The sequence below is a fragment of the Pantoea sp. EKM21T genome, assembly GCF_011800405.1.
Classification (GTDB): Bacteria; Pseudomonadota; Gammaproteobacteria; order Enterobacterales; family Enterobacteriaceae; genus Pantoea; species Pantoea agglomerans.
Window position 1 is genome coordinate 424,325 of sequence record NZ_JAALFV010000003.1, and the last position, 18,631, is coordinate 442,955.

The 18,631-nt window shown below is 49.8% G+C and carries 22 protein-coding genes and 1 pseudogene; 11 read left to right on the plus strand and 12 right to left on the minus strand.

The genetic code is table 11. The annotated features are described in order from the left end of the window. Positions 1 to 147 precede the first annotated feature (147 nt). On the minus strand, positions 148 to 696 hold the full coding sequence (locus tag HFD87_RS08295) for a TetR/AcrR family transcriptional regulator (protein ID WP_010670684.1): 549 nt from the start codon (positions 694 to 696) through the stop codon (positions 148 to 150). A 127-nt stretch (positions 697 to 823) separates the two neighbouring features. Here HFD87_RS08295 and HFD87_RS08300 point away from each other — a divergent pair, with 127 nt between their 5' ends. The 4 genes from HFD87_RS08300 to HFD87_RS08315 all read left to right on the plus strand — a co-directional run bounded on the left by HFD87_RS08300 (position 824) and on the right by HFD87_RS08315 (position 4,632). Further along, entirely contained in the window at positions 824 to 1,912 is a 1,089-nt protein-coding gene (locus HFD87_RS08300) for an alkene reductase (RefSeq protein ID WP_010670683.1), read from the plus strand. Between the two features lie 75 nt (positions 1,913 to 1,987). Further along, positions 1,988 to 2,770, plus strand: a complete 783-nt coding sequence (locus HFD87_RS08305; protein WP_167423222.1) for an SDR family oxidoreductase — start codon at positions 1,988 to 1,990, stop codon at positions 2,768 to 2,770. A 201-nt stretch (positions 2,771 to 2,971) separates the two neighbouring features. Beyond that, entirely contained in the window at positions 2,972 to 3,994 is a 1,023-nt protein-coding gene (locus HFD87_RS08310; protein WP_167423223.1) for an NADP-dependent oxidoreductase, read from the plus strand. A 161-nt stretch (positions 3,995 to 4,155) separates the two neighbouring features. Next, a complete protein-coding gene (locus HFD87_RS08315) occupies positions 4,156 to 4,632 on the plus strand; it encodes a glutathione peroxidase (protein WP_132498942.1) in 477 nt (158 codons plus the stop codon). Between the two features lie 116 nt (positions 4,633 to 4,748). Here HFD87_RS08315 and HFD87_RS08320 read toward each other — a convergent pair whose 3' ends face one another. Together HFD87_RS08320 and HFD87_RS08325 are read right to left on the minus strand one after the other, a co-directional pair. After that, the gene (locus HFD87_RS08320; protein ID WP_167423224.1) at positions 4,749 to 5,936 is read right to left on the minus strand and encodes an MFS transporter; all 1,188 of its coding nucleotides are present in this window, start codon (positions 5,934 to 5,936) and stop codon (positions 4,749 to 4,751) included. 172 nt (positions 5,937 to 6,108) lie between these two features. Further along, positions 6,109 to 7,038 (minus strand): LysR family transcriptional regulator, encoded by a 930-nt coding sequence (locus HFD87_RS08325; RefSeq protein ID WP_029519724.1) that lies wholly within the window; start codon positions 7,036 to 7,038, stop codon positions 6,109 to 6,111. A 127-nt stretch (positions 7,039 to 7,165) separates the two neighbouring features. Here HFD87_RS08325 and HFD87_RS08330 point away from each other — a divergent pair, with 127 nt between their 5' ends. Both HFD87_RS08330 and HFD87_RS08335 read left to right on the plus strand, forming a co-directional pair. Then, a complete protein-coding gene (locus tag HFD87_RS08330; RefSeq protein ID WP_167423225.1) occupies positions 7,166 to 7,732 on the plus strand; it encodes an NADPH-dependent FMN reductase in 567 nt (188 codons plus the stop codon). A 43-nt stretch (positions 7,733 to 7,775) separates the two neighbouring features. Next, on the plus strand, positions 7,776 to 8,300 hold the full coding sequence (locus tag HFD87_RS08335; RefSeq protein ID WP_010670676.1) for a VOC family protein: 525 nt from the start codon (positions 7,776 to 7,778) through the stop codon (positions 8,298 to 8,300). 255 nt (positions 8,301 to 8,555) lie between these two features. Here HFD87_RS08335 and hemH read toward each other — a convergent pair whose 3' ends face one another. The 3 genes and pseudogenes from hemH to HFD87_RS08350 form a co-directional block, all read right to left on the minus strand. After that, positions 8,556 to 9,527, minus strand: coding sequence for a ferrochelatase (gene hemH / locus HFD87_RS08340; protein ID WP_052271242.1), 972 nt, complete (start codon positions 9,525 to 9,527; stop codon positions 8,556 to 8,558). Positions 9,528 to 10,152: 625 nt separating this feature from the next. Continuing rightward, a complete protein-coding gene (locus HFD87_RS08345; RefSeq protein ID WP_033760039.1) occupies positions 10,153 to 10,443 on the minus strand; it encodes a Bor family protein in 291 nt (96 codons plus the stop codon). Positions 10,444 to 10,642: 199 nt separating this feature from the next. Then, positions 10,643 to 10,777, minus strand: a pseudogene (locus HFD87_RS08350) (molecular chaperone DnaJ); the annotation flags it as partial. Between the two features lie 139 nt (positions 10,778 to 10,916). Between HFD87_RS08350 and HFD87_RS08355 the strand changes: the two are divergent. Then, positions 10,917 to 11,375 carry a GNAT family N-acetyltransferase gene (locus HFD87_RS08355; RefSeq protein ID WP_071998026.1) on the plus strand — a complete coding sequence of 153 codons (459 nt, stop codon included), beginning with the start codon at positions 10,917 to 10,919 and terminating at the stop codon, positions 11,373 to 11,375. Positions 11,376 to 11,456: 81 nt separating this feature from the next. Here the strand turns inward: HFD87_RS08355 and HFD87_RS08360 are convergent, their stop codons facing one another. After that, a complete protein-coding gene (locus HFD87_RS08360) occupies positions 11,457 to 11,873 on the minus strand; it encodes a GNAT family N-acetyltransferase (protein ID WP_033786822.1) in 417 nt (138 codons plus the stop codon). Positions 11,874 to 12,200: 327 nt separating this feature from the next. Here HFD87_RS08360 and HFD87_RS08365 point away from each other — a divergent pair, with 327 nt between their 5' ends. After that, positions 12,201 to 12,932 carry an aspartate/glutamate racemase family protein gene (locus HFD87_RS08365; RefSeq protein WP_033780081.1) on the plus strand — a complete coding sequence of 244 codons (732 nt, stop codon included), beginning with the start codon at positions 12,201 to 12,203 and terminating at the stop codon, positions 12,930 to 12,932. A gap of 240 nt (positions 12,933 to 13,172) precedes the next feature. Here the strand turns inward: HFD87_RS08365 and HFD87_RS08370 are convergent, their stop codons facing one another. From HFD87_RS08370 to HFD87_RS08385, 5 genes are all read right to left on the minus strand, one after another. Beyond that, a complete protein-coding gene (locus HFD87_RS08370; protein ID WP_060678986.1) occupies positions 13,173 to 13,625 on the minus strand; it encodes a GNAT family N-acetyltransferase in 453 nt (150 codons plus the stop codon). A 124-nt stretch (positions 13,626 to 13,749) separates the two neighbouring features. Continuing rightward, positions 13,750 to 14,688, minus strand: coding sequence for a right-handed parallel beta-helix repeat-containing protein (locus HFD87_RS08375; RefSeq protein ID WP_131541962.1), 939 nt, complete (start codon positions 14,686 to 14,688; stop codon positions 13,750 to 13,752). A 9-nt stretch (positions 14,689 to 14,697) separates the two neighbouring features. Beyond that, positions 14,698 to 15,045 (minus strand): LysE family translocator, encoded by a 348-nt coding sequence (locus tag HFD87_RS23055; protein ID WP_254072879.1) that lies wholly within the window; start codon positions 15,043 to 15,045, stop codon positions 14,698 to 14,700. Beyond that, a complete protein-coding gene (locus HFD87_RS23060) occupies positions 15,012 to 15,317 on the minus strand; it encodes a LysE family transporter (protein WP_010259123.1) in 306 nt (101 codons plus the stop codon). Before HFD87_RS23060 ends, HFD87_RS23055 begins: the two co-directional genes overlap by 34 nt. A gap of 66 nt (positions 15,318 to 15,383) precedes the next feature. Continuing rightward, complete coding sequence (locus tag HFD87_RS08385; protein ID WP_167423226.1) at positions 15,384 to 16,109, minus strand: type 1 glutamine amidotransferase; 726 nt, start codon at positions 16,107 to 16,109, stop codon at positions 15,384 to 15,386. A 113-nt stretch (positions 16,110 to 16,222) separates the two neighbouring features. Between HFD87_RS08385 and HFD87_RS08390 the strand changes: the two genes are divergently transcribed. From HFD87_RS08390 to HFD87_RS08405, 3 genes are all read left to right on the plus strand, one after another. Continuing rightward, on the plus strand, positions 16,223 to 16,996 hold the full coding sequence (locus tag HFD87_RS08390) for a helix-turn-helix transcriptional regulator (protein WP_010259125.1): 774 nt from the start codon (positions 16,223 to 16,225) through the stop codon (positions 16,994 to 16,996). Between the two features lie 509 nt (positions 16,997 to 17,505). Continuing rightward, positions 17,506 to 17,892: a hypothetical protein gene (locus HFD87_RS08400; protein ID WP_045139921.1), complete on the plus strand. Its 387-nt coding sequence runs from the start codon at positions 17,506 to 17,508 to the stop codon at positions 17,890 to 17,892. A gap of 198 nt (positions 17,893 to 18,090) precedes the next feature. Next, entirely contained in the window at positions 18,091 to 18,342 is a 252-nt protein-coding gene (locus HFD87_RS08405; protein WP_010670662.1) for a hypothetical protein, read from the plus strand. Positions 18,343 to 18,631 lie beyond the last annotated feature (289 nt).

Below are 18,631 nucleotides of genomic sequence, written 5' to 3' on the forward strand. Positions count from 1 at the left end.
TGATCGATAGCCCGTTGATGGGAATAGTATCCGGAACGGGAAGTCCGGATTACGCATTCCCGCCGTTCATAATAAAACGCCAGCGGGCTGGTGCGTTCAGTCCAGGCCGCAACGATTTTAGCAAGGTTGAACGGCAAGAGCATCGATTCAATCTTTACAGGCATCCGGGCTGATCAGACGCGTACGGCAGACCTCCAGAATTTCATCAGCAAGCCCGGAATTATCCGGGCAGGCACGCGAAAGCATCAGGGCACCCACAAGCTGCGCGAGCGTATTGATCAGATCCGCACGCGTGACCTGTTCCGTTTCTAAAACGGCAAGCTGTCGTTCAATTCCGGCCGCAAAGGTCTCGCGGATGGATTCAGACTGACGCGCTGCATCGGTACCCAGGGCCGACATGACACACCCCTTTGCCATATCATCGCGATGCTGGCGGGAAAGGTAATATTCAACGAACTTTTCCCGACTCACACCCTGAGTTTTTTCCGCCGATTGCGCGAAGCCGCAGTTCATCGCTTCGGCTAACAAATCGGCTTTCGACCCAAAGTGCTTATAGAACCCGCCATGCGTTAACCCTGCGGCTGACATCAGTTCAGCGACGCCTACCCCATCGTAACCCCGCTCACGAAAAAGTTCTGACGCCGTTTCAACGATTCGGTTCCTGTTTTCGCGAACCTGCTCTTTTGACACTTTCATCTTTTCCTCCTGAAACTGAGCTTAAGTATACATTGATGATGATCATAATCAAACCAGTTGACTTTAATGATTACGATCATCATCATTAAATCAATTAACTGACCCGCTAATCCGCAAAGGAATAACCATGACGAATCAATCCTTATTTCAGCCCTATGAACTGGGATCTGTCACGCTTGCGAATCGCATCGTGATGGCCCCGCTTACGCGTAACCGGGCAGGCGCAGGCCTGGTGCCAGGTGAACTGGCAGCGACTTACTACGCTCAGCGTGCCACAGCAGGGTTACTGATTACCGAAGCTACGCAGATTTCAGCAGAGGCGCAGGGCTATCAGGATACGCCGGGCATCTACACGCAGGCCCAGATTGAGGGCTGGCGTAAAGTAACAGACGCGGTACATGACAAAGGCGGACGGATATTTGTGCAGTTGTGGCACACAGGTCGAATTTCACATGTCGATTTACAGCCAGAAGGTGCCGCACCAGGCGCGCCGTCAGCTATCCGTGCTGAAACCAAAACCTTCGTGAACAACCATTTTGTTGATGTTTCAGAACCCAGAGCGCTTGAGCTGAAGGAAATAAAAGGCATTGTTGCCGATTTCAGAAAGGCATCAGCCAATGCTATTACCGCAGGTTTTGATGGTGTAGAGATACACGGTGCGAATGGCTATCTGCTTGAGCAGTTCCTGAAAGATGGTGCTAATCAGCGCACCGATGAATATGGCGGTTCAGTTGAGAATCGTGCGCGTGTGCTATTAGAGGTCGTGGAGGCCGTGAAAGATAAGATCGGCGCAGCGCGGACGGGCGTTCGCATCTCACCGGTCTCACCTGCTAATGCGATTTCATGCAGCGATCCGCAGCCACAATATGACTACCTGGCAGAGCAACTTGATGCTTCAGGTATCGTTTATCTGCATGTTGTTGAAGGCGCGACGGGAGGTCCCCGTGATGCCTCACCGTTTGATTACGCTTCGCTGCGTCGCCGCTTTAAAAACACTTACATCGGTAACAATGGCTATGACCTGGCGCTGGCGTCTGACCATCTTGCACAGGACAAAGCCGATTTGTTCGCATTCGGTCGCCCCTTCATTTCTAACCCCGATTTTGTCGAAAGACTTAAGTCGGGAGCACCTCTGGCCCCGCTTAATCCTGAAACACTGTATGGCGGAGGTGCGGAGGGCTACACCGACTATCCATCGCTTAGCGGTAACAGTTAATCACTCTTCAGGTATCACGGTTAACCCTACATCGCTAACAGCGATTTTTATCAAACAAATGAAGAAGATAAAATTATGACTCGTACTTCAGTCCTCATTACAGGCGCATCAACGGGTATTGGTGCTGTTTACGCTGAGCGCTTTGCACGTCGTGGACATGACCTTGTTCTGGTTGCTCGCGACAAATTGAAATTAGAGGCGCTTGCTGAACGGCTGCGACAGGAAAATCATATTTCCGTCGATGTGCTGCCTGCCGACCTCACGCTGGCGAGTGATTTAGCTGCTGTTGAAGCACGCCTCCGGGAAGACACGCGGATAGGTATTCTTATCAATAACGCAGGTATCGCTCAGTCCGGCACGTTTACCGAGCAGACGCCTGATTCCATTGAACGCCTTATCGCGCTTAACGTCACTGCCCTGACGAGACTGGCCACTGCTGCAGCACGCCGGTTCGCAGAAGCCGGAGAAGGTTCGATCGTCAATATCAGTTCCGTAGTCGGACTCGCCCCGGAATTTGCAATGACGGTTTACGGCGCAACAAAAGCCTTTGTTCTTTTCCTCTCTCAGGGAATGAACGTTGAGCTCTCTTCAAAAGGCATTTATATCCAGGCGGTGCTCCCTGCAGGTACGTACACCGAAATCTGGGATCGTGCCGGTATCGACATCAGTAACGCCTCAAAAATGATGGAAGTGGGCGAACTGGTTGACGCCGCTCTGGCGGGTTTTGACCGCCGCGAACACGTGACGATTCCGCCATTACATAAAGCTGAGCGCTGGGATATTCTTGATGCCTCCCGTCAGGGCCTGCTCTCGGACATCCGACAGGAAGAGGCCGCAGAGCGATACAAAACCCTTTAGCTAAGCCCTGCTCAGCAGAACCTTTTACGGGTTCTGCTGAGCGGTAAATCGACCATGAATCTCTTAATGGTGGCATGAGCATATTAACCGGCAAAACCTTATTCCATTATTGATTACGTTGCTCCCGGGAGCCGATTTTTTGCTCAGCAACAGAGGCAGCTGAAAGTACGTCAGTGCTAAACATCAGAGGATAAACACCAAATGAAAACCAGGACGATGCGAGCCTTTACGTTTAAACGCTACGGGAAATCACCTGAGCTGGGATTTGAAAATGTAGATTACCCTTCCCCCGGTGCCGATGAAATCCTGGTAAAAGTCTATGCCGTTGGTCTGAATCCCATTGATAACATTATCCCCGGCGGAATTTTCAAACCGATTCTGCATTTTAAACTTCCGGCGACGCTGGGCAGTGATTTGTCAGGCGTGGTGATTGCAACAGGAAGTCGGGTGACACGTTTCAAGCCGGGCGATGAAGTCTTCGCCTGCATTTTCGACAGGGGAACAGGTTCACTCGCCGATTTTGCATGCGTTCCTGAACGTCTCGCGGCTATTAAGCCTGAAAATCTGGATTTCATTGAGGCTGCTTCGTTGCCGATGGTTAGCCTCACCGCCTGGCAGGCGTTTACAGAGAGAACACATCTGCGGGCAGGACAAAAAGTGTTTATTCCGGCAGGTTCGGGAGGAATTGGCACTATTGCGATTCAGCTGGCAAAGCATCTTGGCGCCCGGGTAGCGACGACGACCAGTTCAGCCAACGTAGAGTGGGTGAGTCGGCTGGGCGCAGAAGAAGTGGTCGACTATAAAAAGCAGGAATTTGAAACCGTGCTGAGTGGCTACGATCTCGTACTCGGCACGCTGCGGGGGGATTCCATTGAAAAATCCATGCAGATTCTTAAACCTGGTGGAAAGATTGTTTCGCTGGTCGGTCCATTAGACGTTAATTTCGCGCGAGCCCGGCAGCTGAATATCTTGCTGCGGATGATTTTTGCCCTGATGAGTCGCAAAATTATGCGCCTTTCAAAAAAGCGCGGTCTGGATTATTCATTTCTCTTTATGCGTCCTGATGGCGATCAACTCACCCAAATCGGCAAACTTATAGAAGCAGAACACATCAAACCGGTAATCGACAGGGTGTTCCCATTTGCAGACACAAAAGATGCCCTGGCTTACCTTGAACAGGGACATGCAAAGGGTAAAGTCGTGGTTGAAATTCATCAGGAATAACAACCAGACCTGACGTGGGAAATAGTCATTAACTCAGGCGTTAGCGCCTGAAGCCAGGATGCCTGACCTGCTAACTAAGCATCTGCTTTCCAGACCCCGCTGTCGTTATGCACTCTGTGGTAATGTTAACGCCATACGGTTTTTGCTCTGAGGATTGCGACATGTCTCCCTTTTATCAACTCACTGCCACCAGTCTGAATGGCCAGCTTATCCCGATGGCCGACTACGCTGACAAGGTGGTTCTGGTGGTTAATACCGCCAGCCATTGTGGATTCACGCCACAATACGCAGGTCTTGAATCGCTCTATAAAAAGTACGCCGCGCAGGGCCTGGTGGTGCTGGGTTTTCCCTGCAACCAGTTCGGAAAGCAGGAACCCGGCGGTGCCGAAGAAATCGCGCAGACATGCCACATCAACTATGGTGTGAGTTTTCCGATGTTCGGGAAAGTTGAGGTCAATGGCACCTCAACGCACCAGATTTTCCGTTACCTGAAAGATGAATTACCCGGCGTGCTGGGTGGTCGTATTAAGTGGAACTTCACTAAGTTCCTGATCGGGCGCGACGGAAAACCGATCAAACGCTTTGCCCCGACCACCACCCCGGAGAAAATGGAATCCGCCATTCTTGCTGCTCTTTAAGTGAGGTGTTTTACCATCTCACTGTCAATGACGGGATTACCAGTAAACTGTTTCTTTCCGCTCCATCTGGCAGCGCCTGTAACTCATCGACGTCTGTTCAGGGCCAGAAGCGGACGTTACTCACTGTGAGAAGCTGAACGCATAGCAGCGCTATGCCCGGTTTTGTCAGTCAGTCCGGATATAACTGCCAGAATCAGCGCTATAACCGAGAGTATCGCGCCTGCCCAGTCAGGCGACTGAAGACCAAAGCCGGCCGCTATAACTGCCCCTCCCAGCCATGCACCCAGGGCATTACCGAGATTGAAGAGACCTATGTTAACGGCTGCAGCCAGCGTCGGAGCCCCTGCCGCCCGCGCTTTGTCCATCACCAGTTTCTGGATGGGGGACACGGTCGCAAACCCAAACGCAGCCATCAGAAAAATACAGACCGCTGACATGACCTGGCTGTGGGCAGTAAAGTTAAATACCAGCAGGACTAGGGCCTGAGCAGCCAGGGTGACGTAAAGCATCGGCATAAGCGCGCGATCGGCATATCTGCCGCCCAGCTGATTACCGACAAATAGCCCCAGACCGAACAGCAGCATCAGCCATGCCAGGCTGCTTTCGCTGTATCCGGCCAGCCCGATCATCATGGGTGCGATATAGGTAATGGAGGTAAAAAATGCACCCGGCCCAAAGACCGTTATGCCCATCGCCAGCAGAACATTGACGTTGCGGAAGGCATTAAACTCGTGTGCGAAATTATGGTTCTCCGGACGGGGCTGATGCGGGATAAGCATACCGACGCTGATAACCGTAACAACTCCAATTGCGGCAATAACCATAAAAGCATCTCGCCAGGAAAGATGCTGCCCGATCCAGGTACCGACGGGAACACCAATAAGATTTGCTACGGTCAGTCCCATGAACATGAATGCAATCGCCCTTACCCGCTTAGACGGCGCAACCATATCGGCAGCAATGATCGAACCAATACCAAAGAAGGCGCCGTGAGTCAGAGACGTGATGATCCTGCCCAGAATGGCAATGCCCAGCGTGGGCGCAAAGGCTGTAACGAGGTTACCCGCCACAAACAGCAGCATCAGGAAAACCAGCATGGCTTTTCGGGGCACTTTTGAGCCCAGAATAATCAGGGCCGGCGCGCCGACAAAAACACCCAGCGCATAAGCCGTTGCCAGATTTCCGGCTACGGGAATAGTAACGTTGAAATCAGCGGCAATAACGGGAAGCAGGCCGGCAATGATGAATTCAGTCGTACCGATACCGAATGCACCAATCGCCAGCGCCCAGAGAGCAAGTGGCATAACAAATATCCTGTCAGTTAACCTATTTTTTTGTCTGAGCTGCGCATAACACGTGCCGGCTTTCGTTTAGAGAACCGGCACATGACACGGTGATGGCAGCAGGACAGACAGGATATAAGCTTGCTTAGAGTTGATAAACAGCCCTGAAATCGCCTGAGTGGTGACAAAAATTCTACTTAAGAGTGCCAAAGTATCCTTTTTCGGCTTTACTCAGCAGTTCATCGACAATAAGCCTGACCCTGGGGATCAGATGCCTTGTCCGGGGCCAGACAACGTTCAGCCCGACGGGTACGGGCATATGATCGGGCATAACAGCAACAAGCCTGCCCTCATCAATATGGCTGTTCACCATCGATTCCGGAAACTGGGCAATACCTGCTCCTGCGAGGCAGGCCTGAAGCATGGCGTCTCCGTCGCTTATCTGGTGTGCCGAGGCCGAGATAAACTTTAATTCCCGCTCCCCGGCTGGCCGCAGCCGCCAGGCAAGCGGCGCCCCCCGCCGGTACCCCATAATGCAGCAGTGTTTTTTTAGCGCATCGACATCAAAGGGCTGACCATGCCGCTCAACATAAGCGGGAGATGCGCAGAGCATGAGGCGCTGCCGGCTCAGACGACGCGCAATCAGCTCATCGGTACTCTGCAGTTCGCCCAGGCGCAGTACCAGGTCAACGCCCTCCTCAACCGGATCAATCAGACGGTCGTTAAAGGTCAACACCAGACGCAGGGCTGGATAACGATTCATCACTTCAAGCAGCACCGGCATCATCAGATTGCGTCCGAATGATGCTGGCATGTCTATACGCACCGTTCCGGCAGGATTGTCCTGCCGCCGGCTTAGCGTATTTTCAGCCGAGTCCAGAATTTCCAGCGCAGAGAGGCAACTGGTGAGATAGGCCTCTCCGTCACTGGTCAGGCTTAGCTTACGGGTTGAGCGGTGAAACAGACGCGTTCCCAGCCTCTCCTCAAGCCGCGCCACGCTTTTTCCGACGGCAGATTTTGTAATGCCCAATTGCTCCGCAGCTTCAGTAAAGCTGCTGGACCTGGCCGTTGTGACAAAAGTCGTGATTCCTCGCAAGGATTCGGCTGTAAACCCGGTAGACATAAAGTTGACTCTCTGGCGACTCATAGCGTGTTTATCGATGTGTAATTCTATACCAGGCTTAAGTCAGTTCGAAAACAAAGTGCCGGCATCTGTCGGCGTATCCATATTAAAAACACGGGGAGCAGTCATGTCACAGACAAGACCTTTGAAATTTGTCTCACTGCTGGGCAGTCTTCGCGCGGATTCTTTTAACGCCGTCGTAGTCCGCAATCTTAGCCTGCTGGCGCCGGCAGGCGTGGATGTCAGCGCGCTCAGCTCTGTCGGGGAAATACCGCATTACGACGCTGACCTGCAGGCTCAGGGGTTTCCTGAATCGGTTGTGGAAATGGGACAAGCGATAGCGGCAGCAGACGGCCTGATTATTGTCACACCTGAATATAACTATTCTGTGCCGGGTGCCCTGAAAAATGCGCTGGACTGGCTTTCACGTCTTCCGGATACCCCTGTCGCCGGTAAGCCTGTCGCCATAATCACTGCGTCACCCGGTGCCATAGGTGGCGCAAGGGCGCAGTATCACCTGCGTCAGATTCTGGTCTTTCTTGACGGCAGAGTGCTTAACAAGCCAGAGGTCATGATTGGACAGGCCTCATCCCGGCTTGATCCAAAATCCGGCCACATAACGGATGCGGACACCCGTGACCATATTTCGGCTCAGCTTAGTGCGCTCGCGACAATGGCGGCCCGCCAGGGCTGATTAATAACATCACTCACATCTGAACAACCACAGGGAGAAAACTATGTCTACCAACGTTATTCGCGGTATGGACCACGTCGGCATTACCGTTTCTGATATTGATGAGGCTACCCGCTTCTTTTCTGACGCCTTTGGTGCAGAAGTTATTTATGACTCCGTCTCGCCTTCAGACGATGACGTAAAAGGCGAAGAAACGGAAAATATTCTGAACCTGTTCCCGGGAACGAAAATTACCACGGTCAGAATGATGAAGCTGAAGCACGGCCCGGGACTGGAACTTTTTGAAATGAAGGGGCCAGAGCAAAGTCAGCCCGTGCGACCCAGCGATTATGGCCTGCAGCATTTTGCTGTTTACGTTGATGACATCAACGAGGCTATCAGCCTGTTCGAGCAGGCTGGCGGGAAAATGTTTACTTCTCCTCAGCCCCTGATGTTTCCAACTGAGGTGGGAGAGAATAACTTTTTCTGTTACGGCCGCACGCCGTGGGGTAGCGTCATTGAACTAATTTCTTTACCTTCAAAGCTGCCGTATGAAGACCATACCTCTCTGCGCCGCTGGAAGCCCTGAGTGTAACCGGGTGCGCCAGCGCAGGCGTACCCGTAAATACTAAACGTCCGCTCCTCGCTCATAGCTAACTTGCCCACGAATAATCTCCGACTCATACCCTCGTACAAGACAGTTGCTTGCAGCTGGAGTAGCGGATTTCCAGGCGGCCCCTATAACGCCGCCCCGGCACGTATCACATACATGTCCGGGAGGGCCCACTTCTGCTTTCACTATGAATGTTGACACCTGCAACATCCGCTCACAAGAGTGTGAAAATCATCCCTGAAACCGATTAAGGTTCACAAGTTGTCGCAGCATTTCGATATGAATCGGTTTATCATTAAGCGCCGGTATGTAAGTAAACGATGTACCACCCGCATGCATAAAAATCTCCCTGTTCTGCTCATCAAGCTCCTCAAGCGTTTCTAAACAGTCTGATGCAAACCCCGGGCTGATTACCTGCAGGCTTTTTATTCCTTCATTCGGTAGATTTTTAATTGTCTCATCAGTAAAAGGCGTTAACCATGGCTCTCTGCCGAATCTTGACTGGAACGTCATCAATATTTTCAGTGACGGCATATTGATTGCTTCAATGAGTAATTTTGTCGTTAACTCACATCTTTCCTGGTATCGGTCCCCCTCTTTGACAAACCTTACCGGTATACCATGATATGAAATTAACAATGCATCTGGAACGCCGTTAGCTTCGAAAGATGCCTGAACGGATGCTCTTAACGCTTCAATGTAGGCAGGGTGATCGGCATAGTCATTGATGAAATTTATGGAGGGTGTATACCGGTTCTTCATTATCTGCAGGTGACGGCTCACGCTATCCCAAACAGAAGAAACGGTCGAAGATGAAAACTGGGGATACAAAGGAATGACGATAATTTTATCGACGCCTTTTTCCAGTAGCCTGTCAATTGCACTACCTATACTGGGCTCGCCATAACTCATCCCCAGCTCGACGGGCATACCTGTCACTTCTTCAAGCGCACGGGCTTGCCTGACGCTGTAAACCATGAGAGGGGAGCCTTCCTCCATCCAAATCGAAGAATATAATTTCGCCACTCGCCTTGCACGTAATGGGATAATCACGCCATGTAGAATGGGACACCAAATGATTCTTGGTAAGTCGACCACTCTGTAGTCATGCAGAAATTTAGATAAAAATTTCTTTACCGCAACAGGCGTTGGTTCTTTTGGTGTTCCAAGGTTAACAATCAAAACACCCTGTTTATTCGTCATCAGGTGGGACCCTCAAAGCCATTGTCACTAACTCACTCATGCCAGTCACTCCGTAGCAGCTTGTCTTAAAGGCCTCAATTTGACCTCATTTTGTAGAAATAATTGAAATGCAGATTGACTGTTTCACGGCTTATGATGCTATGAATCTGATTGCAGCCATCGTTTTTACTCGATGATCATGATTTTAGGACATATCATCAGTGAAAACATTACTTTCTCTATCGTCAGATTTAACCGGTGCGGGGCTACGCGACGTCATCATTGAAGTCGGGGTGTGGAGGAGTTAGCTGGAGGAGGTGAGAAAAACCGGATCTGGATGCCCGCGCAGATGCATGCTTTAGGCTTGATCTTTTTATGCGTATAAGTGATGAAGGCGACTGACCTGCTCCCTGTTAATCCTTACAGAACGCTTTTAGCAATGTCCGTTACTCGCTCAAAGCGGACTGACATGCCTCAACAGCTTACCACTGCTTTTACCAGGCTGGACGACGTTGCCTGAACTCGTTTCGGATATCGTCGTCAGCAGGCGAGCAGCGGTGCGAGAGCAGAATTTAATAGTTACAATATACTAATGCGATTTAATAACAGCCGCAGGATTAGGCCGGCGAACCGGCCTGAGGCATTATCAGATGGCGCAATAAACGCGCGCTTCACGTGGCGTGTAGATACCAAACGTCACCACGCTCAGTAAGCCATTAACAAACGTTTGCTGCACTTCAACCCGGTTAACTTTTTCCTGGCCGCCGCACACCTGCGCCGCATCAATGCTCTTACGCTGACCGATACCTGAAACAAAGAACGGCTGGCTGGTGGTTTTCGTCGCCGCGCCAACTTGATTCTGTTTCATTACGAAAGTCTGCTGCGCACAGCCGGTTAAACTCAGAGCCAAAAACGCCGCAACACAAAGCTTGTTCATAAATATCCTTATCGCCTGAAATGAAAAAAATGCTGAGTGAAATCATCACTCAACCAGCAATCAGGTTATCGACAACGAAAGCGGAAACATGAGAAAAATTTTTAAGTACCCCCTAACGGATACGTTTTGCTGAATAGTACAGCAATAAAAAAAGCCCCTGCACAGCAGGAGCTTTTTATGTTTACCGCAGCGTTTCCGCTTAGCGAGTCAAATCGTCGAAGAACTTTTTGACGCCATCGAGAAAGCTTTTTGAATGCGGACTATTCTTCTCGCCCGCCGCACCACCAAAGCTCTATTCCGGCTTACGCAGCAGCGACTTATGCTTCTCGCTCATAGTGGACCCTGGCCTGCCGTCAGTCCGCTTTGCGCCAGGAGCGGATGTTTCACATGCACTCCTATGTAAAATACTGAAGGCCGTCATAGATGGAACATTATGTTAGATTCAGTAGTTAAAACTGAATCCAGGATAGCGAATGTTTAGCATTTCAGAAGTAGATAAAAGTGATTCTGACCTACTGTGGCTGGTAAGCGAACTCGATGCCTTTCAGAACGCACTATATCCTGCAGAAAGTAATCACTGCCTGGATCTTTCAACAGTTACTGATGAGCAGCTCCGGTGCATTATCGTACGTGATGAAGGTGGCTTACCTGCAGGTTGTGGTGCTTTGCTATTTCATGAAAATGGCTCAGCTGAGATTAAGCGGGTTTATATTCGACCGGAATATCGGCGTAGGAAGCTCGGAGAACAGATAGTCAGCGCAATCGAGACGATTGCTTCAGAAAAGAATTTGAGCCTATTGCAGCTTGAAACAGGGATTCACCAGCAAGCGGCTATAGCACTTTATCGTAGATGCGGTTATGAGATATGCAATTCATTCCCACCTTATGCAACAGATCCGTTGAGTGTTTTTATGTGCAAAAAACTTCCTTAACTTCATGTTTTTATGTTGCTAAAGGGTGTAGATGCAAAGTTATAATGTCCGCACCACCACCTATGAACAGGCTATCTGGTTTTATCGGAGAGGCTTTTTCATTGAAGGTGATGTGTGAGCCACAAAGCCATTCCGTTCATAAAACGGTATCGCCTGCTGTCGGGCATCAAGGAACACGAAGTTCATATCCCTGCTTTCTGATTCAGTGGTGGCAAAATCCAGCAATTTTTTCCCTATCCCTGTGCTTCTTAAAGCCTCATCTACGATCAAATCATCAATATGGAGATGTGATCCTCTGGCCAGAGTATGAACGGGACGGAAACCCATCAAGCCAAGCATTTTTTCATTGCCAAATGCGCCAACAAGTTCATAACCGTTCAACGTCTGAATTCTGACGCTTTCGATAAATTTTTCTTTGGAAATGTTCCGTAGCTGTGAAATCAGACTGTAAGCATGATCCCATTCTAGCGGCAGTAACTTTCTGATTGAAATGTTCATAGTGCCTTCATTTCCATATAGGTTTCTGATTTTATAAGCTTATGAGCAATGATCCGCAACAGTGAAGTTATGTTTAACGTATTAGAACATTCAGTTGCCATAAGTGAAACGTCTGCTCCTCGCTCATAGCGGACCTTCCGGAGCGTAGGTCCGCTTTGTGCCTGAAGCCTGCTCTCTCCGCATCATGATATGTTGATCAATTGCGGCAGTTCACCTGCACCTTTCTGAGTGACCTCCCGCATGTTCATTCCGTTCGTCAGTAATTTTGCAGGCAACTTAGCTATAATTTGTTAAGCGGAAAGAAGATCTTAAAAGGAGGCACTGACAATGACTGTTTCTATAGGTGTGCTTGCAGGAATGGGACCCCGCTCCACAGCCCCCTTCGTTGATATGCTGGTGACAGAGTGTCACATCGGGTACGGAGCGAAATATGATATGGATTTTCCTAAAATGCATATTATCTCGTTGCCGACACCTTTCTGGCCTGGCAAGAAAGTTGATGATAATGCGATGATCGCAACCCTGCAGCAGGGTATTGCCGAACTCGTCAGGGCCAAAGTGAGTCTGATAGCTGTTCCCTGTAATCTTGCGCACTGCTACTTTGCCGAAATGAAGGCGGTGAGCTTCGCTATTCCACTTCTGCATATCGCAGACAGTGCACTTGAGTCACTGCCTGCAGAAGCAACCAGGATTGCTGTACTGGCTACGGAACCTACACTGGAAGCGAGTTTTTATCAGGAGCGGATAGAAGCTTCTGGCAAAGAGATTATTGATTCACCTCTGCTTCGTGAGATGACCACATCGCTAATTGGACGGGTTAAAAAGAAAGGTTTTCATGACTCTGGTGTACAGTCAGAGTGGATGAATTTAATGTCTGTAGTGGCAATTCTTAAGGTGGAGGCTCTCCTTATTGCCTGTACAGATCTTAGTCCCCTGATAACAGAAAACACTTTCAGCTTTGTTATCGTGGATACGGCTGCAAGCCTTTCCAGTGCGACCATTAAAAACTACAGACGTCTGTCCGGGAAAATTACAAGCGACACCCATAATACCGGCTAACCTGATGTCCGCTCTTCGCTCAAAGCTGCCAGTCAGTTCCTTTGATTTCCTGAAGAAGTTTAAGCAGCCGTTCTGCATGCCTGGTCAGAAACGCAGTGTGTCCAGAGCGGCGCGGATTTACCTGTAATTGCTCTGATTTGCCTGAAAGTGGTTTGGTTATGTCAGTGCTGTATCCCGGCAGGCGTTCCTGAAAAGCGGTTCACTGGACAGGATATGCGGCCTATCCAGGACGTGACTATATCAACGCACTGGGTCTCTGAGACAGAGATGGTGCGTGACTTTTTCTATGCCAGTCAAAGCAACAAAGCCAGCTCGTTCATAGAATGTGAATGCCGATGGAGGAGCGTTTGTGTTGATAAAATCAAACCAGTGGCCAGAATTCTTAAGTGTCTCTCTGAGCAGAGCGCTGCCAACCTGCCTTTTTCTCCATCCTGAGTCTACATAGAGATGTCGCAGACGTCCGATGCCAGTTTTTAGTGTAAACGGGTCGATGTTGAGTCCACACACGCCAATGATTAATCCATCTACAGAAGCCCCAATTAGTTTTTCTCCGGGTCTGTCAAAGCGGTTATGTCCGCTAAGCCAGTTGTCTTCCAGTCGGTGTAACATGTTAAACCCTTCAGCCATGCTCTGCGATCTTAACTCAGTAAATCCTGGGCTGTCCGGGGTGACGCTTGTGAGTTGGATATTCATGATTCTTCCAGTGATTTCAATCTGCATAGTCAGGACAGAATTATGATTGTGTCCAGTATGACAATGGCACTCTCATACTTCCTACTGCCATCAATGCTCGCTTTGTGCCAAAAGCGGACAAAAATTATTGGGAGGTTATGGACGCTGGTTCAGCCGGCGCATTGAGATGAACATCACACTGAGGGCCAAAGCATTGTATCTGCTGGCAGGCAGGCTTACCGCTGAGGCAATTGTGATAAACGTGCATGTTATGCAGTCTGACATTAAAGACGGTATCCATATGGATACCGTAATCGGCATTGTCATGCACCTCCAGATCGCTCATATAAACGTTGATCAGGTGCGAACCCCGAATGCCGTGCCCGCGTGGGCTGGCATAATAACCTCCGCTGTTTTTTCCGGTCTGGATTAGACGAACATCTGCGACGCGGCGAAGGTAGATATTGTGAAAATAGTCATTCTCAGTGTTGCCATTGTTATGCAACTTCAGATCCGTCGCCGTGACATGACTGGCGCCTTTGATATGGATCCCATCGCTGCTGTTCTCCACTTCAACGTTCTGAAGAGTAATATCATTACAGCCGGTTTTTTCACCGGCGGTCGGGTCTCCTCTGCAGTTAAAAAAGAGACCAATCTGATTACTCCTCAAATCCTGACTGTCAGACCGTTGGTCAATGGTGCCGACCAGTTTCACATCCTTTATCGTGACGTGGCTGGCGGCAGTGGTATAGAGCAGCGGCGCATTAATGGTGCTCCTCACCGCAGGACTCCAGGTGATAACTGTCCCCGGCCCCGTGCCTTGAAGTGCCACATTGCTGCTCAGCAACAGGCTGCTGTCCTGAAACCAGGTACCTTTACCGAGCAGTACCGTGCCGCCACCGGCGACCTGCTTAATGCATTCAGACAGTTTTTGTGAAGATGAACACGCCACCGTGCCAGCAGCAACTGCAGCGGGGAGGTAACATGCCAGCATGAAACCAGCGATAAAACTGACATTGCGTAAAAGGGCTTTCAAAGTAATTTTGCTCACAGTTAACTTAAGAACAGAGAGAGAGGTCAACACTGACAGAGATCATCTCAGAAGGAGCCGGATCCCCAGATACCCCATCACCAGCCCACTCGCTTTATCCAGCCGGGATTTGTATTTCATATAGGTGAGACGTGGCTTTTCAGCCGATAACAGCCATGCCACCAGGCCATACCAGACTGCATCAATGAAGAACGCCATACCGGGCAACAAAAGATAAAGATAGGGCGAGATATGCTGACTGAGCAGCGCAGCAAAAATACTGCCAAATACAATTGCTGTATTCGGATTACTGAGCTGAGTCGCCATACCGGTAAGAAACGCGCGGCCCGGACGGTGTGCGTTTTCGCCTCCCAGGCTCAGATCCAGGCTGTTGCCCGTTCTGAAAAGCATGCACAGCCAAGCCAGAGAAGGTAAACCCCACCGGCGGTTTTAAGCGCGGCATACAGCCAGGGAACCAGCTCCAGCAGAGAGTGCAGCCCGGCCAGCGCAATGACTGAGAAAATCATGCATCCCACGCCCATGCCTGCGGCGGCGGACAGCGCACTGAGGCGAGATGAGACTACGGCAGTACGTACTATCATGATGAAGCTTGGCCCGGGACTCATGGCGCCTACCAGGATAGCGCCGGCTATCGTCAGAAGGGCGGCTGGCGATTCAGTCATAGTGTTACCTGCACTGTTAGTTTCAGAATTGCCTCTTTTGAGCAGGATAATCTGCGCAAAAGACGATCATTGATGGCTCTGGTTGTAACGCCCGGCCAGTTTGTCCAGGAATGTGAACAGAGCCTGGTTCATCTCCCGGTAATCATGTGCACGCAGTTGTGCAGGCGTATGGACAAAGCGGTATTCACCCGCCCGGCCCAGATCCTTCTCGGAGTGGGCAATAAGCAGTTCGACTACTTCCGGTGTCAGCTCCATGTGGCACTGGAAACCGAACACCAGATCGCTGTAGGCGACGATCTGACGCGGGCACCCTTCACTGTGGGCGATGACCGTGGCATCAGGCGTCAGCCCAGGCATATCGTTATGCCAGTGACCGACCTCAAGCGTGTGTCCGAAATGTGAAAACAGCTCATGCTGTTGCCCTGCCTGCGTCAGAGAGACAGGAAACTTGCCGATCTCTTTTTCCGGGCTGTGTGCAAAAGAAGCACCGAGCGCCTCACCAATGAGCTGGGAACCCAGGCAGATGCCAATAACGGCTTTACCTGCGCGCACAGCGGATGCGATGACCGCCTGCTCAGCCTTTGCATCAAAATGCGGGCACTCTTCAGGGGTGGTTGCCGGGTCCTGTGGACCGCCAATAACAATCAAAAAATCGATGTCATCCACGCTGGACGGTAGAGCCTCACCTTCATAAACTCGTGAATAGGTGACGTGATTACCTTTGCCTATGGCCCAGGACTCATAAGCGCCGGGAGCCTCAAAACTTTCATGGATGATGAAATGCACGTGCATTTAAATATGCTCCTGTAATGCTTATGTTAACCTTAATTTTTCAAGTTTCACCCTGTCGGGATGTTATGAATCGGGTGAGTCCAACTAAGATAACTGCAGGAACTAAATTTGAAATGCCAGGTAGCATAGATAAAGCGCCAAGACATGATGAAGCGACGGGATGGTCTAGCACCGCCATCAGCTATCAACGCGGAGAGACCGATCCTCCTCATCATCATATTGAAGGACAGCTATTATTTGCTACCAGGGGCGTTATGTTGGTCGAAACAGAGGGCAATCGTTGGGTGATCCCCCCTCAGCGGGCATTATGGCTACCGCCTCTGCAGATTCACAGCTACAATCTGCTATCCCACACCGACTTACGGGCCATTTATTTCAGTAGCAGTCTTATTGAAGAATGCCTGAATTTTACTAAGAGTCGTCAGGTGCATGTGATTACAGCCACCGCACTGGTGAAAGAGCTGATAGCCGGGCTTTTCAATGCCGACTACACTGGACCGAGCCAGCGTAAAATGGCGCTGTTAATTTTAGAAATTCTCAGTGAGGCAAAGCCTTTGACCGCGGAGCTACCTATGCCGCATGATGAGCGCTTAAACAGGGCAACCAAAGAGTTACTGGTCAGTCACCGCTGGGAAGCGTCTCTAAGCGATCTGGCCCATATTGCCAATATGTCTGAACGCACCTTCTCGCGAATGTTTATTAAGGATACGGGCTTCAGCTTCAGAACCTGGAAGCAAAGAGCAAGAATTTGTGCGTCATTAGATCTCCTCGCCAATGGCATCTCAATTAAGCAGGTCTCCTACCAACTGGGCTTCTCATGTCCGGCTGCATTTACCGCTGCATTTCGTTCCATTCTGGAATTAACACCACGCAATTTTCTTCTTTAGCACATGGCCAATGTCCGCTTTTCGCTCAAAGCAGCCAGTCGATGCGCTAACATCACGTTTTCAATCAGTCACCGTTTACTGCGCTGGCGAACGTGTGCGTAACCCCCGCGATGTCTGTTCCTCTGGGCTTCCTTTCTTCCCATAATCTGCCGATTGGCATGCAGTTCTGTGCAGGATTTAATCAGGAGAATTTATTGCTGGCACTGGCGGGTCAGCTTGAAAGCGCTTATCCGTGGCAGACAAGAAAACCAGCGGGGAGAGGCGACCGGCTCATAAAGTCACCTGGAAAACTTTAGCTCAATGCTCACGGTTGACATGACTCTCCGTAACAGGCATACCACTTTGTCAGTTTTGCCGTTAGCGAACAGGTGAACAACCGGGAACTTACGCTATCGAACAATCTGATATTGTGAGTATTTGCGCTGGTCGTCAGAAGCGGAATAATATCGATATCGGTGGTTTTAATCTGCGGAAGTAACAACTCAGGGCTGAAAGAGCAGGAGATTAATATGCAATCAGTTCACCTCATGGGTGATGGATACGAACCTCATGTGACACAGGAGGAAGGTAAACTGACCTACTTATTGCCTGTTGATTCTGGTTTTATCAGCTATGAATTTGCCTTTGAGATCAGCCGGCACGATCTGGACATTCTGCTTTCCGATGATTACAGACGTGCCGTGCTCGAAATTACTGCGCATACCTTGCTCCAGCGTTCGACGCTAAAAGGCTATGACCGCTTTACCCAGAAAGACTTCGATAAACTGGTCACAAATACCCTTCACTCCACACCCGATTTCCTGCAAACATTTATTTCTCAGATAAGCCATGAACATCACATTGTTATTGAGCATTACGTGAAAGAAATCATTGACCGGCGTTCTGCCTCACAATGAATACAATGAGTACTAAAGAACACATTTAAACTTTTTGAAGTGAAAGCGACTGTCCCTTCAGGTGGGATATAAAGTGCAAAACAGTGTCCTGCGATAGCTCTACACCTGAACATTCAGATAAAAGAGAGGTTTTACAGAGTGAGTTGTGAGTTCTGTCAGGATCTATGTGTTAAATACGTTATACGGGAACCTCGTCAGTTGAGCCTGGCAATACGTATTGCACATAACGCAGTTAAAGAAGAGATCATTTCCGAAGTTTCAACCATCAATAACTGGAATCAGTACACCTTTTCTGAATGTGCTGAACAGATGATTTGGGGCGATATCGTTGATTACCATTTTGCATGTAATCATTGCGGAACCTCGTTCGTGCTGGGAGCTGAAACCTATCATGGCAGTGGGGGTTACTGGTCTCCCGAAAGTGAAAAACCAACAGAAATAATAAACTGAGGCAATGAATTGCCTTAAGCGGAGTTCCGCGAAGTCACTCAGGCCAGTTCATCACAGACGTTTGAATGAATTCAGTAGCCTGTCTCGCACATAGATGTTGGTCATCAGCTACAGACTTCTTTTTGAGCCTGAAACAGAAAATCTTTCTGCTGTGGCGCGCGGTTTCAGAATATTAGGCGGGTTAATCAGGCGTTCAGGAAATGTATCCTTGCGGGAACAGGCGGCAAAGCGTTAAACGTAAGATCCATTACCTTCAAATCCGGAAGGTCATACCAGCAATCATATGCAT

Excerpts from the sequence above, each read along its gene's own strand:
- HFD87_RS08305 (WP_167423222.1), top strand. The coding sequence starts at position 1,988 with ATGACTCGTACTTCAGTCCTCATTACAGGCGCATCAACGGGTATTGGT.
- HFD87_RS08360 (WP_033786822.1), bottom strand. The coding sequence starts at position 11,873 with ATGAACATTTCAATCAGAAAGTTACTGCCGCTAGAATGGGATCATGCT.
- HFD87_RS08400 (WP_045139921.1), top strand. The coding sequence starts at position 17,506 with ATGCAATCAGTTCACCTCATGGGTGATGGATACGAACCTCATGTGACA.
- HFD87_RS08320 (WP_167423224.1), bottom strand. The coding sequence starts at position 5,936 with ATGCCACTTGCTCTCTGGGCGCTGGCGATTGGTGCATTCGGTATCGGT.
- HFD87_RS08390 (WP_010259125.1), top strand. The coding sequence starts at position 16,223 with ATGCCAGGTAGCATAGATAAAGCGCCAAGACATGATGAAGCGACGGGA.
- HFD87_RS08295 (WP_010670684.1), bottom strand. The coding sequence starts at position 696 with ATGAAAGTGTCAAAAGAGCAGGTTCGCGAAAACAGGAACCGAATCGTT.
- HFD87_RS08310 (WP_167423223.1), top strand. The coding sequence starts at position 2,972 with ATGAAAACCAGGACGATGCGAGCCTTTACGTTTAAACGCTACGGGAAA.
- hemH (WP_052271242.1), bottom strand. The coding sequence starts at position 9,527 with ATGACGAATAAACAGGGTGTTTTGATTGTTAACCTTGGAACACCAAAA.
- HFD87_RS23060 (WP_010259123.1), bottom strand. The coding sequence starts at position 15,317 with ATGACTGAATCGCCAGCCGCCCTTCTGACGATAGCCGGCGCTATCCTG.
- HFD87_RS08370 (WP_060678986.1), bottom strand. The coding sequence starts at position 13,625 with ATGAATATCCAACTCACAAGCGTCACCCCGGACAGCCCAGGATTTACT.
- HFD87_RS08335 (WP_010670676.1), top strand. The coding sequence starts at position 7,776 with ATGTCTACCAACGTTATTCGCGGTATGGACCACGTCGGCATTACCGTT.
- HFD87_RS23055 (WP_254072879.1), bottom strand. The coding sequence starts at position 15,045 with ATGCTTTTCAGAACGGGCAACAGCCTGGATCTGAGCCTGGGAGGCGAA.
- HFD87_RS08355 (WP_071998026.1), top strand. The coding sequence starts at position 10,917 with ATGTTTAGCATTTCAGAAGTAGATAAAAGTGATTCTGACCTACTGTGG.
- HFD87_RS08365 (WP_033780081.1), top strand. The coding sequence starts at position 12,201 with ATGACTGTTTCTATAGGTGTGCTTGCAGGAATGGGACCCCGCTCCACA.
- HFD87_RS08325 (WP_029519724.1), bottom strand. The coding sequence starts at position 7,038 with ATGTCTACCGGGTTTACAGCCGAATCCTTGCGAGGAATCACGACTTTT.
- HFD87_RS08330 (WP_167423225.1), top strand. The coding sequence starts at position 7,166 with ATGTCACAGACAAGACCTTTGAAATTTGTCTCACTGCTGGGCAGTCTT.
- HFD87_RS08300 (WP_010670683.1), top strand. The coding sequence starts at position 824 with ATGACGAATCAATCCTTATTTCAGCCCTATGAACTGGGATCTGTCACG.
- HFD87_RS08345 (WP_033760039.1), bottom strand. The coding sequence starts at position 10,443 with ATGAACAAGCTTTGTGTTGCGGCGTTTTTGGCTCTGAGTTTAACCGGC.
- HFD87_RS08385 (WP_167423226.1), bottom strand. The coding sequence starts at position 16,109 with ATGCACGTGCATTTCATCATCCATGAAAGTTTTGAGGCTCCCGGCGCT.
- HFD87_RS08315 (WP_132498942.1), top strand. The coding sequence starts at position 4,156 with ATGTCTCCCTTTTATCAACTCACTGCCACCAGTCTGAATGGCCAGCTT.